The sequence below is a fragment of the Mycolicibacterium houstonense genome, from assembly GCF_900078665.2.
Classification (GTDB): Bacteria; Actinomycetota; Actinomycetes; order Mycobacteriales; family Mycobacteriaceae; genus Mycobacterium; species Mycobacterium houstonense.
In genome coordinates, this window is the sequence record NZ_LT546207.1 from 3370180 (window position 1) to 3388781 (window position 18602).

Consider the following 18602-nt stretch of genomic DNA (forward strand, 5'->3'; position numbering starts at 1 on the left):
TGGAGGGCAAAGAATCGGCTCGCGGTGCTCGAAGCGGCCACACTGCTCCGCATCAAGGACTCAGTACGGATGTGAGCTGTTGTACGTATCCACTCAGTGATTCGGGTGTGAACATCTCGAAGTGTGTGCAGCCCACCGGAAGCACGGTGATCTCCCCGGACACATAGGGACGCCAACTGCGCAGCAGCGACCGGGCGGCCCTGCCGTTGCGCAACCGCGCCAACCGCGACCCGATCCCATCCCCACCGCTATCGGCGCACCGCGGACGCGCCGCCGAGAACATCACGACGTCACCGTCGAACACACCCGGCCGATGATCGAGAAGCATCAGCTGACCCGCACTGACACTGCGCGCCATGAACTCCACCAACTGACGCGACGGCGGGCTGGAACCTTTCTTCAGAATCATTTCCGAAACTCGCGGATACGTCAGGGGTCTCCAATGCAAGGGGACACCAATGTCGTTGGTGCGCAGGATGTAATCCAGTACCCATCCCTCGGCGATGGCCTGATCTTTCGCAATGGCCTGCGTGATGCGTTTCCAGAATTTGTTGGGGTTCAACAACCCATCGAGCAGCACCAGCCGCTGCACTTCACACCCACGCCGCTGAAGCTCAATCGCCAGCGCATGAGCCACCACACCACCAAACGACCAACCCAAGATGCGATACGGCCCCACCGGATACAACTCCTGCAACCGATCGGCATACCGCACCGCCATGTCGTTGATCGACCGCACCTCGGTCTCGCCCTCGGCCTGAGCCTGATTGATCCCCACGATCGGCCCATCCACATACCGACCCAACGCCCGATACGACCAACTCAACCCGAAACCATCGTGCACACAACACAACGGCACACCGTCACCAGGCTTGAGCACCTCGACCGGAACCACTTCCCGCGAACTGTCGGCCCGACCCACCTGCCGGGCCAACCCACGCACCGTCGGCGCATCGAACATCACCCGCACCGCCAGATCGGCACCGAGACGGGCATTAGCCGCGGCAATCACCCGCATCGCCGACAACGAATCCCCACCCAGATCAAAGAACGAATCGTCCACTCCGACCCGCTGCACCCCCAAAACCTGAGCATAAATACCGGCCAAGATGTCCTCGGTCGGGGTTTCGGGGGCGCGATAGTGCTGCCCTTCGGCATAGTCGGGTGCCGGCAGCGCTCGTTTGTCGAGTTTTCCGTTGACCGTCAACGGCAGCACGTCGAGCACCATCACGCTTGCCGGCACCATGTAGCCCGGTAATCGTTCAGCAAGCTGAGTACGCACCTGCGCTGGTTCGGCTTTGCCCGTCACGTACGCGACCAGGCGCTTGTCACCCGGGCGGTCCTCCCGAGCGATCACCGCCGCCTGATCCACCCCCGCCAAACCAGCCAACACCGTTTGAATCTCACCCAACTCAACCCGATACCCACGAATCTTGACCTGCTCATCAGCCCGACCCAAATACTGCAACTGACCATCCACACCCCACCGCACCAAATCCCCAGTCCGATACATCCGCTGCCCCCCAGCAAACGGACACGCCACAAACCGAGACCCCGTCAACCCACCCCGACCCAGATACCCGACGGCCAAACCAGACCCAGCCACATACAACTCACCCACCACACCAACCGGCACCGGACGCAACCACCGATCCAACACAAAAAACGCCGCCCCCGGAATCGGCCTTCCGATCGGGACAACACCCGACCCTGCCACCAACGGGGCACTAAACGACGTGTACCACGTCTCCGTCGGGCCATAACCATTGACCATCACCCGACCCGGCGCCCACCGATCCACCAACTCCACCGGACACGCCTCACCAGCCACCACCAACGCCGCAGACCCCAAACCCTGCGACGACAACGCCGCCGCCGCCGACGGCGTCTGATTCAACACCGTCACACCCTCGGCAACCAGCAACGCATGCAACTCATCCGGTGAACCCACCAACCCATCAGGCACCACCACCAACCGGCCACCGCTCAGCAGCGCACCGAAGATCTCCCACACCGACACGTCAAAGGCATACGAGTGCCACTGCGACCACACCCCCGCGGTCGGCAACCCCACATCCAACGACGCCAACAACCCCGTCACATTGCTGTGCGGGACCGCCACCCCCTTCGGCACCCCCGTCGTCCCCGACGTATAAATGAGATAAGCAATGTCGTCCCCGGACGGCACCGGCTGCACCGCGGAACAGGGTTGCGCCTCGATGCGCCGATCCTGGACGTCGACAACGGCCACACCCAGACCATCGAACCGGCCCGCCAACCCGCTAGTGGTGACCGCGGCCACCGGTCGGGCATCACCGACCACCACAGCGATCCGCGCATCCGGGTACGCCGGATCCAACGGCAAATACGCCGCCCCCGACTTCAACACACCCAAAATCGCCACAATCGCATCAACCGAACGATTCAGCACCAACGCCACACACTCACCCGGACCAGCACCCTGACCAACAAGCAGGTGCGCCAACCGATTCGAGGCTTCGTCGAGTTCTCGATACGACATGGACCTGCCGTCGAAACTCACCGCCACCGCATCCGGCACCCGAACCACCTGCCCGGCAAACACCTCCGGAATCGAACCCGCCACCCTCGCCGATGCGGTCAACGCAGCCCGATTACCCAACTCATCCAGACGAACACGCTCGTCGCAGTCCAACACATCGATAGACGACAAGCGCCGCGCCGGATCAGCCGTCATCGCCGCCAAAATCCGCTCCAACCGCCCAACCATCACCTCGATCGTGCCGGCATCAAACACATCCGTACGGAACTCCACCGAACCACCAATCCCCGCCCAAGCGTCCTCCGCGTCGAACCTCTCCCCCAAGGAGAACACCAAATCCATACGAGCGACATGGGTTTCAGCGGACAACGGCGTCACGGCAACATCACCCATACCCGCCCCGGTGACCGGAGTGCCACCGCCACGGCCGGCGAAGTTCTGCCACGCGAACAACACCTGGACCAATGGGCTATGCGTCCGACTGCGCGTCGGGTTGAGCCGGTCCACCAACACCTCGAACGGCACATCCTGATGCTCAAACGCCCCCAGGCTACGCTGACGCACCTGCCCCAGCAGCTCGCCCACGGTGGGATCGTCAGCCAAGTCGACCCGCAACACCAACGTGTTCACGAAGAACCCGACCAGATCATCGAGGGCCGGATCGTTACGCCCCGCAATCGGGAAACCCACCGCCACATCAGAACTGGCACTCAAACTCGACAACAGCACCGCCAACGCAGCCTGCACCACCATGAAACTGGTCGCACCGTGCTCCCGCGCCACCGCGGCCACCCGCCGCTGCAACTCCGCCGACCACTCCACCTCCACGCTGGCACCGCGGTGATCGGCCACCGCCGGGTACGGGCGGTCCGTCGGCAACTCCAACCGATCCGGCAACCCCGCCAGGGTGCGCTCCCAGTACGCCACCTGCGCAGAGATACGACTATCCGGGTCGGCGAGATCACCCAGATGAGCTCGCTGCCACAGCGTGTAATCCACATATTGCACCGGCAACGGGGACCACTGCGGCGCCTGTCCGGCACACCGAGCGGTGTATGCCAGCGCTAGATCTGCCACCAGTGGACCAACCGATGAACCATCACCGGCGATATGGTGCACCACCGTCACCAAAAGGTGCTCGCTGTCCGAAACTCGGAAAAGCCAAGCCCTCAGCGGTAGTTCAACTTCCAGGTCGAAGTGATGACGAACCGCCTCGCCGACGGCTTGCTCCAGCCGATCCGCCGACCAGTCTCCGGCGTCAACCACCTGCCAGCCGAAATCGGCCTCTCCGGCAGGCACCACAACCTGTTGCGGCACCCCTTCGTGCGCCACGAACACAGTACGCAACGATTCGTGCCGACCCACCACATCGGCCAATGACTCGGCCAATGCTCCGACGTTCAACCCTCCGGTGATCCGCAACGCGGTCGGCATGTTGTACGTCGCGACCTCACCCTCGAACTGGCTCAAGAACCACAACCGCTGCTGGGCATACGACAACGGCACCACTTCCGGCCGCGGTTGAGCCGTCAGTGGCGCACCGGGTCGGTCGCCGGCATGCAGACACATCCAGTCCGCCAGCCCGGCCACCGTGGAAACGTCGAACAACACCCGGATCGGGACAGCGACGCCCAGTTCGTTCCGAATTCGTGCGAGCAGCCGCGTCGCCGACAGTGAGTGACCACCCAGATCGAAGAACGAATCATCGATGCCGACTCGCGTTCCGCCGAGGATGTCGCTGAACAGGGCCGCCAGCGCGCGTTCGCGGTGATTGCGCGGCGCCCGATAGGCCGCGCCACTGTGGAATTCGGGCGCGGGCAGTGCCCGTTTGTCCAGCTTGCCGTTGACCGTCAGCGGCAGGGCATCCAACACCGTGATGGAGGCGGGCACCATATACTCGGGCAACCTCTCGGCCAGATAGGCCCGAAGTTCCGCAACGCGCTCGATGATCGCGGGATCGTTGACGGCCCCGGCCAGGGTGCAGCCCGTGTCGGCCGGCAGATAGAGATCGGAGAGAGCCTCCAGCGCACCGGTGCCGCGAGTGAGGACGATATCCATCAGACCGGCAGTAGGCGACCACGTCACCGACGTGAGGTATCCAAGTTCTTCACCCAGCTGATAGCACTCGTGCGGCAGCACCGCATCGGCGACGGATATGTCACCACGCAACTCACCGACCGGCACTCCGTCCCGGGCGTGGATCAGCGCCTGCGCCAGAAGGGCATCCGGCCGAATTCCGGCGTGGGGCACTCCGGTTACGCGTAGCTCGGGCAGCCCCCGGGTTCGCAAAGACTTCTCGAGCCCGGCGAGACTGCCGAACCGCTGCCACGGCTCCGACGGCAGTTGGGCCACGGAGCGCGCCGGAGCCGGAGCCTTCCGCAGAACCACGTCGTACCGGTAGCTGCTGAGTTCGTTCACCGCGTGCATCTGTTTGAGATGCATCTCAACGGCGCCGATGTCGCCGAGTTGCCCCGGCAACGCCGTGAAGAATTCGGGGGCAAGCAGAAGTTCTTGCTCGGCAAGCATTTCCCGGCGCACCCGCTCACGAACCGACGCGGCGCTGTCATCGGTCCCCGCAGCGCACACGATCCCGGTGGTGAACGCCCGCAACAACGACAGATTGCGCACGTCACCGAGGAACACCGCTCCGGCCGGCGCCAGCAGGCGCGTCGCCAGCGCCAGCACATCCAGCAAGTAACCCGCGCTGGGGAAATACTGGATGACCGAGTTGAGCACCACGACATCGAAATATCCCTCCGGCAACCCATCTGGCGCATCGGCAGGCTGGATCCGGAGCTGAACCCGATCACCCCACGGCTGAGAGCCCAGCGCCGTCTGCAACCTCTGAACCGTCGGTGTGGAGAAATCGGTGCCCCAGTACTCCTGGCATGTCGGAGCGATCTGCGACAGCAGCAACCCCGAACCCACACCGATCTCGAGAACCCGTTGCGGGCGCAGAGCCATGATGCGATCAACGGTCGCCGACCGCCATTCCCGCATCTGATCCAGCGGTATCGGCTCGCCGGTGTAACTGCTGATCCAGCCGCCGAAATCCTCACCGAGCACGGCCGGTTCGACCTCGGCCTGCGCCTTCGAATAGACGCCGCCCCACACTCCCTGCCACTGCTTGACAAGCTGCTCCTCGCGCTCAGGCTCCCGAACCAGCATCAGCTCCGGATCGAAAACGACATAGCCGCCCAACAACTTGTCGTCGTGGTCATCGGTCCGGCCCTCGGCCGAAACCGGCGCTCGAGCGACGACCACGGCCTGCGCCACACGGGGATGGGCTGCCAGTACCGACTGGACCTCGCCGAGTTCGATGCGGTACCCGCGGATCTTGACCTGCTCATCGGCACGTCCCTCATACAGCAGCTGACCATCCGCGCCCCAGCGCACCAGATCGCCGGTGCGATACATCCGGGCTCCCGTACCGTCGAACGGGCACGCCATGAACCGTGATGCGGTCAGACCCGACCGTCCCCAATACCCGACTCCGACACCGCGGCCTGCCACATACAGCTCACCGATCACACCCACCGGCACCGGGCGCAGCCATCGATCCAGTACGAACAAGGCTGTACCGGGCATCGGGTATCCGATCGGGACAACGCCCGTCCCGCCGTCACCGAGCGCCTTCAACGGGTCACTGATCGCCACCCACATCGTGGTTTCGGTCGGCCCGTACTGGTTGATCATCGACCGGCCCGGGGCCCAGCGTTCCACCAGCTCGGCGGGACAGGCCTCGCCGCCCACCAGCAGGGCCATCGATTCCAGACCGTCGGGCGACAGCCCTCCGACCGCGGACGGCGTCTGGCCCAGCACATCGACTTTCTCGTCGACCAGAAGTGCGTGAAAATCCGTCGGAGAGAGCGCTACCGACTCGGGCACCACAACCAGCCTGCCACCGTGAAGGAGAGCCATGAAGATCTCCCAGCCCGAGATGTCGAAGCTGTAGGAGTGCCACTGGGTCCAGGCCCGCCCGGACTCGGTCAGGTTCGGGTCGAGTGATTCCAGCAGTTGAATCACGTTGTGGTGCGCGATGGCAACACCTTTCGGGACGCCGGTGGTACCCGACGTATAGATGATGTAGGCGATGTCATCGGGCCGAGGCCCGGGCAGTTCCGCGCATTCGAGATCTGTGACGGACGAATCATCGACATCGATGATCGGCAACTTGTGACCGTCCAGCCGACCTGCCAGCGCGGCTGTGGTGACTGCGGCGACCGGCGCGGCGTCTTCGAGCATGAAGGCGATCCGCGAGTCAGGGTGGACCGGGTCGATCGGCAGGTAGGCAGCGCCCGTTTTCAGCACCGCCATGATCGATACGATCGCTTCGGAGCAGCGGTTGAACAACAGCGCCACGCACTGCCCGGGGCCGGCACCCCGGCTGATCAGACAGCGCGCCAACCGATTCGATGCCTCATCCAACTCCCGATACGTGGTCGAGCGCCCGGCGAACCGCAGCGCCACCGCATCCGGGTCTCGCGCGACCTGCTGGGCGAACACCACCGGTATCGACACCGGACTCGCCGGCTCAGACAAGACGCCGCGATTGCCGATCGCGTCCAGTTCGGCGCGCTCGGCGTCATCGAGAATGCCGATCGAGGACAGCAACCCGGCCGGATCGGCCGTCATTGCTTCCAGCACTCGTTCCAAGCGCCCGATCAACGCCTCGATGGTGACCGCATCGAACACATCGGTACGGAACTCGACCGTCCCGTGAATTCCGTCCGGCTCTCCGGCGTCGGTCCAGACTTCCCGCAGGAAGAACGCCAAATCCATACGGGCGGTGTGTGTCTCAGCCGACAACGGTGTGACCCGCAGGTCGCCCATGGTCGCCTCGGCATCGGGAGCACCGCCACCCTGCCCGGCGAAGTTCTGCCAGGCGAACATCACCTGGATCAAGGGGTGGTGGGTGAGGCTACGGCTCGGGTTGAGCCGGTCCACCAATACCTCGAACGGCACATCCTGGTGCTCGAAAGCACCCAGGCTGCGCTGGCGCACCTGCTCCAACAACTCGGCGACGGTCGGATCGCCGGTCAGATCGACCCGCAACACCAACGTGTTGACGAAGAAACCGACGAGATCGTCGAGCGCCGGGTCACTACGTCCGGCGATCGGGAACCCGACCGCCACATCGGAACTCGCACTCAAATTCGACAGTAGGACGGCCAGGCCGGCCTGCATCACCATGAAACTGGTCGCATTGTGTTCGCGTGCCACCCGGGCGACCCGCTGCTGCAACCGCGCCGACCAACGCACGTCCACGCTGGCACCGCGGTAATCGGCCACGGCGGGATACGGCCGATCCGTCGGCAACTCCAGCCGTTCCGGCATGCCGGCCAGAGCTCGCTCCCAGTACGCCACCTGCGCAGAGATGCGGCTGTCCGGGTCGGCCAGGTCACCGAGGTAACCCCGTTGCCACAGCGTGTAATCGACGTACTGAACCGGCAACGGTTCCCAATCCGGCGCTTGATCCGCCGACCGGCTCGCGTAGGCGATACCAAGATCACGCACCAGCGGTCCGACCGACGAACCGTCTCCGGCAATGTGGTGCACCACTGCCACGAACACATGCTGGTCGTCGGCGAGACGGAAAAGCCAGGCACGGACCGGTATCTCGGTTTCCAGGTCGAAGTTGTGCGACACGGCGGTCCCGACGGCCTCCATCAACTGGTCCACCGACCAACCACTACCGTCAACCACCTGCCACCCGAAATCGGCCGCTCCAGCCGACAGCACCACCTGCTGGGGCAACCCGTCGGACGCGGCAAAAATCGTGCGCAGCGACTCATGGCGGCCGATCACGTCCGCCAGCGCCGCACCCAACGCCTCCACATTCAGCTTCCCATCGATGCGCAACGCCGTCGGCATGTTGTAGGTCGCTGCCTCGCCCTCGAACTGGCTCAAGAACCAGAGCCGTTGCTGCGCATACGACAGCGGCACCACCTCTGGCCGTTCAACCGGAATCAGCGGCGGCAATCCTGCCGTGCCCTCGCCGAGACGCCCAGCCAGCTGGGCTATCGCCGGGGCGTCGAACAGGGTGCGTACCGCGACGGCAACACCTACAGCCTTGTGGATGGCTGCGGTCACCCGCATCGCCGACAACGAATCCCCACCGAGGTCGAAGAACGAGTCGTCGATCCCGACCCGCTCCAGTCCGAGCACATGGGCGTAGATGCCGGTCAGGATCTCCTCGATGGGCGTGGTGGGGGCGCGGTAGCACTCGGCGTCGGCGTACTCGGGTACCGGGAGCGCCCGCCGGTCGAGCTTGCCGTTGACCGTCAGCGGCAGCGCCTCCAACACCATGACCGCCGCCGGCACCATATAGTCGGGCAATCGCTGCGCAAGTTGAGCCCGCAGCTCCGCCGGATCGGCGGAGCCGGTGACATAGGCGACCAGCCGCCTGTCGCCCGGACGGTCCTCGCGGGCGATCACGACCGCCAGCCGCACACCGTCGAGATCGGCGAGCGCGGTTTGGACTTCACCGAGTTCGATGCGGTATCCGCGGATCTTCACCTGCTCGTCGGCACGGCCGAGGTACCGCAACTGCCCGTCACTGCCCCAGGACACCAGATCCCCGGTGCGATACATGCGTGTGCCCGCTCCACCGAACGGACACGCCACAAACCGGGATGCGCTCAGTCCCGACCGGTGCACGTAACCCACGCCGACACCGCGGCCGGCCACGTACAACTCGCCCACCACTCCGGCAGGTACCGGACGCAGCCATTGATCCAGCACGAACAACGCCGCCCCCGGTACCGGTGCGCCGATCGGCACCACGCCCGAACCCGGCCGCAGCGGCGCGCTGATCGTGGCATACACCGTCGTCTCGGTCGGACCGTAGGCGTTGATCATCACGCGGTCCTGAGCCCACCGATCCATCACCTCGGGCGGGCAGGCTTCACCCGCCACTACCAGCGCCGCCGACTCCAGGCCCTGCTCCGACAACATCCCTGCGGCCGAAGGAGTCTGGCTCAACACGGTGACGCGTTCGGTGACCAGCAGGTCATTCAGTTCCTGCGGGCTACGTGCCACCGAATCGGGCACCACCACCAGGCGACCACCGTGCAGCAACGCACCGAACATGTCCCATACCGAAACATCGAAGACCAACGAGTGCCATTGCGTCCACACCGATTGTGACGAGACCAGGGCCGGGTCCACCGAGCTCATGAGCTGGGTGACGTTGCCGTGGGTGATTGCGACGCCTTTCGGCACGCCCGTGGTGCCCGAGGTATACATCACGTACGCCAGATCGTGGGGCGCCGGCACCGGCAGAGAGGTAGCCGGACAACCGTCGATCCGCGCGTCGTCGACGTCGATGACGACCAGATCGGTCCCGTCAAGCCGCTCCGCCAATCCGGCAGTGGTCACCGCCGCCACGGGCGCGGCATCGGAGATCATGAACTGCACCCGGGCGTCCGGAATCGCCGGTTCTATCGGCAGATAGGCGGCCCCGGCCTTCAACACCGCCAGAATCGCCACCACTGCCTCGGTGCACCGGTTGAACAACAACGCAACGCACTGACCGGGACGCGCGCCGCAGTCAACCAGCAAGTGCGCCAACTGATTCGATGCCTCGTCCAGCTCACGATAGGTCAGCGATCGGCCATCGAAGGTTACCGCGACCGTCTCCGGCGACCTGGCGACCTGTTGTGCGAAAAGTTCCGGAATCGACGCCGAATGTGCGGGTTCGGTCAACACCGCCCGATTCCCGAACCGCCCCAGCCAGATATGGTCGGAGGCATCGAGTAGGTCCACCGACGACAACCGTTGGGTCGAGTCGGACGTCATCGCCACCAACACCCGGTGCCATCGGTCGATCAGCGTCTCGACGCTGGAGGCATCATAGACGTCGGTACGGAACTCGACGGTCCCACCGATTCCTGCGGGTTCTCCGTCCGCCGCGAAGCGCTCCGACAGGGAGAAGGTCAAATCCATTCGTGCGGTGTGGGTTTCCGCCGTCAGCGGCGCGACGCGCACATCACCCAAGGTGGCCCCGGCGGTGGGAGCGTCGGCGAAGTTCTGCCACGCCAACAGTACCTGCACCAACGGGTGGTGGGCCAGGGTGCGGGCCGGGTTGAGCCGCTCGACCAGCACCTCGAACGGCACATCCTGGTTGTCGTACGCGGCCAGGCTGCGCCGGCGAACCTGCGCCAGTAGGTCGGCGACAGTGAGGTCGCCGCTCACATCGACCCGAAGCACCAGGGTGTTGACGAAGTAGCCCACCAACGCATCCAGCGCCGGATCGCTCCGGCCGGCAGTCGCGATACCCACCGCCACATCGGAAGTGGCGCTGGTCTTGGCCAGCAGTACCGCCAGTGCGGCTTGGATCACCATGAAGCTGGTCGCACCGTGGTCGCGTGCCAGCTGCCTGACGCTCCGCTGTAGGTCGGCCGGCCAATCGACATCGATGCTGGCCCCCTGGTAGTCGGCCACTCGCGGATACGGCCGGTCGGTGGGTAGGTTCAGCCGTTCAGGTAAGTTCGCCAACGCCTCTCGCCAGTAGGCCACTTGCCCGGCAATACGGCTGTCGGGGTCGGCCAGATCGCCCAGATACTCACGCTGCCAGAGGGTGTAATCCACATACTGGACCGGCAATGGCGCCCAGTCCGGGGCGCGACCCACGGACCGGCTGGTGTAGGCCACACCCAGATCCGCGATCAACGGCGCGACCGATGAACCGTCCCCGGCGATATGGTGCACCACCCCCGCCAGCACATATTCATCCGCGTCTACGCGGAACAGCGTTGCGCGCAAAGGGCACTCGGCCGATAGGTCAAACGTGTAACCGACCACACGCTCGATAGCCTGGCGCTGCTCACCTGCCGTCCAACCGCTGGCATCAACGACCTGCCATCCGACTTCAGCTTGCCCGGTCGGCACCACCACCTGTTCCGGCACACCGTCAACCGCGCGAAACACCGTGCGCAACGACTCGTGACGGTCCACCACATCGGCCAGCGCCTGCCCCAGCGCACCGATGTCCACGCGTCCACTCAGCCGCAACGCCACCGCCATGTTGTAAATGGGCGACGGGCCCTCCAACTGATCCAGGAACCACAACCGTTGCTGGGCATACGACAACGGGATAACCGCCGGCCGTTGTCGGGCGATCAGCGGCTGACGCCCACCGCCACCGGAGTTCACGGCAGCCGCGAGCCCGGCGACCGTCGGCGCCTCGAACACCGAGCGAACCCGAAGGTCGGCGTCCAGACTCGTATTGATCGCATTGACCAGGCGTGTCGCCGACAGGGAGTCGCCGCCGAGGTCGAAGAAGGAGTCGTCGACGCCGACGCGGTCCATACCCAGGACCTGGGCGTAGATGCCGGCCAGGATCTCCTCGGTCGCGGTGCTCGGCGCCCGATAGTGATCACTGTCGACATACTCCGGTGCCGGCAGGGCACGTTTGTCGAGCTTGCCGTTGACCGTCAACGGCAACGCATCAAGAGCCACGACCGCCGCGGGCACCATATAAGCCGGCAACCGCTCGGCCAGTACCCCACGTACTTGCACCGGGTCCGCGGTGCCAGTGACATAACCGACCAGCCGCTTGTCGCCAGGCTGATCCTCGCGGGCGACCACCACGGCCTGTTGCACACCGTCCAGATCGGCTAGCGCGCTTTGGATCTCACCCAACTCGATGCGGTAACCGCGGACCTTGACCTGATCATCGGACCGCCCGGCATACCGCAACTGCCCATCCGGACCCCACGACACCAAATCCCCGGTCCGATACATCCGCGCACCCGGCTCACCGAACGGACACGCCACAAACCGCGAAGCACTCAAGCCGGCACGCCGCACATACCCGAGCCCGACACCGCGACCGGCCACATACAACTCCCCCACCACACCGGCAGGCACCGGACGCAAAGCCCGATCAAGAACAAACAACGCCGCCCCCGGCACCGGCACCCCAATCGGCACCACACCCATCCCCGGCTGCATCGGCTTACTGATCGTCGCGTACACCGTGGTCTCGGTCGGCCCATAACCATTGATCATCACCCGACCCGGCGCCCACCGATCCACCACATCCGGCGGGCACGCCTCAGCAGCCACCATCAACGCCGACACCGAACCCAACCTGTCCGGATCCAAAACCCCCACCGCCGACGGAGTCTGACTCAAGACGGTGACGTGTTCATCGACCAGAAGGGCATGCAGATCCTGCGGTGAACGGGTGGTCTGCTCGGGCACGACCACCAGGCGTGCACCATGCAGCAAAGCACCCCAGATCTCCCACACCGAATAATCAAACGCCAACGACGAACACGCCGCCCACACCTGGCCCGGGCCCAACCCGAACCCAACATCCATACCGTCAAACAAACGCGTCACGTTCTGATGGGTAACCGCAACACCTTTCGGCGTCCCCGTCGTCCCCGACGTATAAATAATGTGCGCCACATCATCGGCAGCCGGACCCGGCAACGCACTTGAGGACTGTGCATCTATGCGGGGGTCATCAACCTCGAGCACCGGAACACCGGACGCGCGCAACCGCTCAGCCAACTCCGCCGTCGAGATCACCGCCACCGGCGCCGCATCACCGAGCATGAACTCCACCCGAGCATCCGGAACCACCGGATCAATCGGCAGATACGCCGCACCCGACTTGAGCACCGCCAGGATCGCCACCACCGCATCAGCCGAACGGCCCATCAACAACCCAACACAGGCACCCGGCCCAGCACCCTCGGCAACCAGAAACCGCGCCAACCGATTCGACGCCTCATCCAACTCCCGATACGACAACGACGCGCCCTCAAAACACACCGCCACCGCATCCGGCGCTTGCTCCACCCGGGCGGCGAACAACTCCGGAATCGACGACCCCACCACCGACCCCGACAACACCGCGCGATGACCGAACTCGAACAGCTCCTCGTGCTCGTCCTCATCCAGGAAATCCAGCGACGACAACCGCCGAGTCAAATCAGCAGTCACGACGAAGCCCCGCGAATGGTCAAGACAAGAGGGTGACGATCACCGTCGCCCAGCGGCCGGATGCGCACCTGGTCCTCCCTCGCACCGAGTCGACCAGCGATAAATCGCTCAGCGATCAGGCTGCACGGCGGTTGTCTCCGCCTCGCGTCCTCGTCATATGCCCTTGGCCCACTCCAGCTATCTAATGTCTCGTTGCAGAGCGCCAGCATAACCACTTCGAGTTGCCATGGAGTCCGATTCGAGAATCCGATAAACATTCGCCCGCCACGCCACGGCCACGACCTCGTTTCGGGCACTCCCGCTATTGTTTGGCAATCGAAGTGACTTCGGCAAATGGCCGCCATCAGATCGCCCACCTCGGACATCGCACAGCTCGGCGGCCTCAAAAACTGCAACTACCGAGCCATGATCGTCAATGCACCCGCGGGTCACCGACACCCTGGGCGACGATGGGCCTTTCGCGCGCCGAGCGGGACAACCGGACCGGAATCGTGGGCGGATAATTGCGCAGTTCACCGCGATATTTAGCGGTGTGCTGCGGGGTCGCCGATGATCGCCTCCTCCCCCGCGGTTCGCTCGCCGCTTGACTCATCGACGATCGCACCTCGCCAGCCGATGCATGACAGGGACGTAATTCAGTCCAGCGAAGCGACCCGTGCCCGCACCGTTCGACATTCCCAGTAGAACTGGGCCGCCACCCAGAGCGGAACAGGTACAGCAAATATTGATTCCGATCTTGACCATATCCCGCTCACCGCATTTCCGGGGCCGGCCGGCAACGGGAAGTTAGCCAGGGCGAACTCGACATCCACCTTCGACACCGCCTTCAATGGAATTTGCGACTGCAAACATGGCAAACATTCAAGATCAAGGCGTTATGGCTATCTCGGATCACGTTCGAATGTCGGGCCGCAGGGAGGTCGCGTCACGTTCGGCCGTTCAAGATCGGCCGGCGGTCAGGGCCGGTCAGTGGCCGTCATCGGTGACGACTGCCGGTCGGTATTCTCCTCGGTGGTAGCCAACGTAAGTTGATCTGTGGGGATGGAATCACATGTCTGCACGCGTCGAGCAGTTGGAGTTTCAGGCGGAGGCTCGCCAACTCTTGGATCTGCTGGTTCACTCGGTCTACTCGAACAAGGACTCGTTTCTCCGGGAGCTGATCTCGAATGCCTCGGACGCCCTGGACAAGCTCCGCCTCGAAACACTGCGGAACAAGGACCTGACCGCCGATACCTCCGACCTCCACATCGACATCGAAGTGGGGCAGGATCCGCGGACACTCACCGTGCGCGACAACGGCATCGGCATGACGCGCGACGAAGTGGTGGACCTGATCGGCACCCTCGCGAAGTCCGGTACCGCGGAGCTGCGCCGGCAACTGCAGGAGGCCAAGAAGGCCGCCGCCTCCGAGGAATTGATCGGGCAGTTCGGTGTCGGCTTCTATTCCACCTTCATGGTGGCCGACAAGGTTGAACTTCTCACCCGCAAGGCAGGTGAGAGCGGGGCCACCCGATGGGTGTCGAGCGGCGACGGCACCTACACGATCGAATCCGTCGACGACGCACCGCAAGGCACGTCGATCACGCTCTATCTTAAACCCGAGGATATCGAGGACCAGCTCCACGACTACACGGCTGAGTGGAAGATCCGAGAGCTGGTCAAGAAGTACTCCGACTTCATCGCCTGGCCGGTCCGGATGCAAGTCGAGCGCCGTACGCCGGCTTCCGAGGACGGCGGTCCGGACACCGTCACGATCGAAACGCAAACGCTCAACTCGATGAAGGCGTTGTGGGCCAGGCCCAAAGAAGAGGTGTCCGAAGAGGAGTATCACGAGTTCTACAAGCACATCGCCCACGCCTGGGACGATCCGCTCGCGGTCATCTCGATGCGGGGTGAGGGCACCTTCGAATACCAGGCCTTGCTGTTCATCCCGTCGCACGCCCCCTTCGACATGTTCACCAGGGACGCCAAGACCGGCGTGCAGCTCTACATCAAGCGCGTCTTCGTGATGGGGGACTGCGAAGAGCTCATGCCCGGCTATCTGCGCTTCGTGAAGGGTGTCGTCGACGCACAGGGTATGTCACTCAATGTCTCTCGCGAGATCCTGCAGCAGGATCGGCAGGTCACCGCGATCCGGCGCCGTCTGACGAAGAAGATCCTGTCGACGATCGCGGAACTGCAGTCCACCAAGCCCGAGGATTACCGCACGCTCTGGACGCAGTTCGGCGCCGTCCTCAAAGAGGGCCTGATGTCCGACATGGACAACCGAGAGACGCTACTGCGGGTTTCGTCCTTCGCCTCCACGTTCACCGACGCAGAGGACGGCGAGGGTGCGACGACCCTGGCGGAGTACGTCGGACGCATGAAAGACGGCCAGGAACAGATCTTCTACGCCACCGGGCCATCCGCCGAGCAACTGAGGAAGTCACCGCACCTGGAGGCGTTCAAGGCCAAGGGGTACGAGGTGCTTCTGCTCACGGACCCGGTCGACGAAATCTGGGTGGGCGCGGTGCCGGAGTTCGACGGCAAGCCGCTGCAGTCGGTCGCCAAAGGCGAGGTCGATCTCGATTCCGACGAAGACAAGGCCGCGCACGAGGCCGAACGGGAGGCCCAGAAGCAGGAGTTCTCCGACCTCATGACCTGGCTGAAGGAGACATTGAGCGAACAGGTCTCGGAAGTGCGACTGTCCAGTCGCCTGACCGAGTCACCGGCCTGCCTGATCACCCCGACGTTCGGCATCACGCCGGCGCTGGCGCGCATGTACCGGGCCTCCGGGCAGGTGGTCCCTACCGGGAAACGGATACTCGAACTCAACCCGAACCACCCACTGGTCATCGGCCTGCGGCAGGCACACGCGGCAGGCGGCGAAGAGGCCGATTCGCGTCGTCTCGCCGAGACCGCCCAATTGCTCTACGGCACAGCCCTTCTTGCCGAAGGTGGGGTGCCCGACGATCCGGCCAAGTTCGCCGGAATTCTGGCCGATCGCTTGGCGAACACCGTGTAAAAGGCGTCATTGCAGCCGATTCCGGGGAATTTCCCCGCAATTGCCAAGTGAAACCGCGTTCGGGCTCGTACCGTACAAAAATGAGCAACGTACTCGACCTGCTCGATCAGACCATGTACGACATCGGACAAGCGACGCAATCGAATACCCTGCTGCAGTGCGTCTGGGCATACGACCGCCCGATCGACATCGACGGTCTGCGGCAGTTCCACGGCCATCTTGAGCGAGGACGGCTGTCTCGCTGCATCGCCCGGTCGCCATTGCCGTTCGGTCGCAGCCGTTGGGTGAAGCCCGACCACACATCGAACCTGGAGATCGTCGACTCGCCTCGCCCACGCGAAGAATTCGACGACTGGCTCGGCGAGCAGGTCAACTATCCGCTGAACTGCGAGCACGGGCCGGCATGGCATCTCGCCACCGTGCCGTTCACCGACGGCGGCGCGGGCGTGAGCCTGGTCATCTCACACTGCCTCACCGACGGTGTCGGACTGTGGGAGGCGATGGCGGATGCGGCGCTCGGCCGCGACGACCCCATCAGCTGGCCTGCCGCAGCGTCACGCGGACGGTGGCAGGCCATTCGCCAAGACACCGGCCAGACCGTCAGAGACATCCCGGCCATCGGCCGTGCCCTCGCCGGCGCGATTCAGATGGGACGGCAAGGTCGCAACGGCGCCGCTGCTGCCGCACCAACCACCGCCGCATCGCCGGCACCGCCTCCTGAGACCGATGGCTCCCACCTCCTCCCCACCGCAACGATCTTCGTCGATGCCGATGCGTGGGACGCCCGCGCGCGGGCCCTCGGAGGAACGCGCAACACGCTGCTCGTGGGACTCGCAGCCCGCCTCGCGCACCACGCCGGCCGGGTTGCGACGGATGGCTCAGTGGTGGTGACACTCCCGGTCAACGAGCGCACCAGCGACGACACTCGCGCCAACGCGATCAGCGGCGTGCGGGCCACCGTCAACCCCGCGTCCGCCACCACAGACCTGGGCGAGATCCGGGCTGCGGTGAAACGAGAACTGATTCGGCATTCGGAGGAGCCCGACCCTCAGCAGGTGATGAATGCGTTGGTGCCCCTCATGTCCGAGCGGGTTCTCAAAGCCGCCCGGAGCGCGACCAGGGGCAACCCGTTCAATCTGGTCGGCGCATCGAACGTCGGAGAGATGGATCCGGCCGCGGGCCGGGCAGATGGCACGGACGCCGCTTCGTTCGCATTGAGACTGCATCACCTCGGTGTCGCCACATCGACGTTGCACCGGTACGGCGGTGTGCAGACCATGCTGTCGGGGACGATGAACGGACAGATCTTCATTTCGCTGATTTCATACCTGCCGGGACGCGTGAACTCGAACGATGAATTGCGCCTGGATCTTTCGACCGCGTTGAAAGAGTTCTCGCTCAGCGGCACCTATCTCTGATCGGCCGGAGCAGCCCCGTCCGTCACCAGACGAGCGGCACCAGCCGGTAGTGCACCTTCTGCGTGTACTCCCCATACCCGGCGAGCTGCTGGCGGAGCAGCTTCTCCTCGTCTTGGATCCGGAAGGTGTAGATGATCAGGACAGGAATGAGAACAGCCAGCCCCCACCAGGACCCAAGCGCCAGCGGCATTCCCGCCACCATGAGCAGGGCCCCCATGTACATCGGGTGCCGGACAAGCCCGTAGAGTCCGGTGGAGACCAGCTTCTGCTCCGATTCCACCGTGATGTTGGCGGACGCGTAGCTGTTCTGGACGATCGTGAAGATCGTGACCACAAGGCCGATCGCAAACATCACGTTGCCGATCCACGATACGACGGTGGGCACCGGGGACCAACCGAAGCGATGATCGAGACCGCAGAACACCGGTAGGGCAATGGACATTACCGCGATGACGCCGATGATGGCCTTCTGCACCGGTCTCGATTCCGACTTCTGCCCGACGCGCATGCGCCGCTCCACGACCGCCTTGTCCCTCCTCAGCAGGTAGACGGTGGACAGAATCGCCATGACCGAATACACGGTCAGGAAAACCCATGCCTGCCAGTAGTCGAATGTCCCCGCCGGAACGAAGAGCAGTGCGCCCAACAGCAACAGGCCGAAAACTGATTGAACAGCCACCCGGATATTGGTGTTCATGTG

At 64.3% G+C, this 18602-nt stretch carries 3 protein-coding genes and 1 pseudogene; 2 read left to right on the forward strand and 2 right to left on the reverse strand.

Going from position 1 to position 18602, the window contains the following annotated elements:
* Positions 1 to 52: 52 nt before the first annotated feature.
* Positions 53 to 13363, reverse strand: a pseudogene (locus BN4332_RS17075) (amino acid adenylation domain-containing protein); the annotation flags it as partial.
* A gap of 1168 nt (positions 13364 to 14531) precedes the next feature.
* Here BN4332_RS17075 and htpG point away from each other — a divergent pair.
* On the forward strand, positions 14532 to 16484 hold the full coding sequence (gene htpG, locus BN4332_RS17080; RefSeq protein WP_066899925.1) for a molecular chaperone HtpG: 1953 nt from the start codon (positions 14532 to 14534) through the stop codon (positions 16482 to 16484).
* A 419-nt stretch (positions 16485 to 16903) separates the two neighbouring features.
* Complete coding sequence (locus BN4332_RS17085) at positions 16904 to 17902, forward strand: hypothetical protein (protein ID WP_338066779.1); 999 nt, start codon at positions 16904 to 16906, stop codon at positions 17900 to 17902.
* A 22-nt stretch (positions 17903 to 17924) separates the two neighbouring features.
* Here the strand turns inward: BN4332_RS17085 and BN4332_RS17090 are convergent, their stop codons facing one another.
* Positions 17925 to 18599: a methyltransferase family protein gene (locus tag BN4332_RS17090; protein WP_066899929.1), complete on the reverse strand. Its 675-nt coding sequence runs from the start codon at positions 18597 to 18599 to the stop codon at positions 17925 to 17927.
* Positions 18600 to 18602 lie beyond the last annotated feature (3 nt).

Bases quoted from the DNA above. Each gene is read 5' to 3' on its own strand.
- htpG (WP_066899925.1), top strand. From the start codon at position 14,532: ATGTCTGCACGCGTCGAGCAGTTGGAGTTTCAGGCGGAGGCTCGCCAA.
- BN4332_RS17090 (WP_066899929.1), bottom strand. From the start codon at position 18,599: ATGAACACCAATATCCGGGTGGCTGTTCAATCAGTTTTCGGCCTGTTG.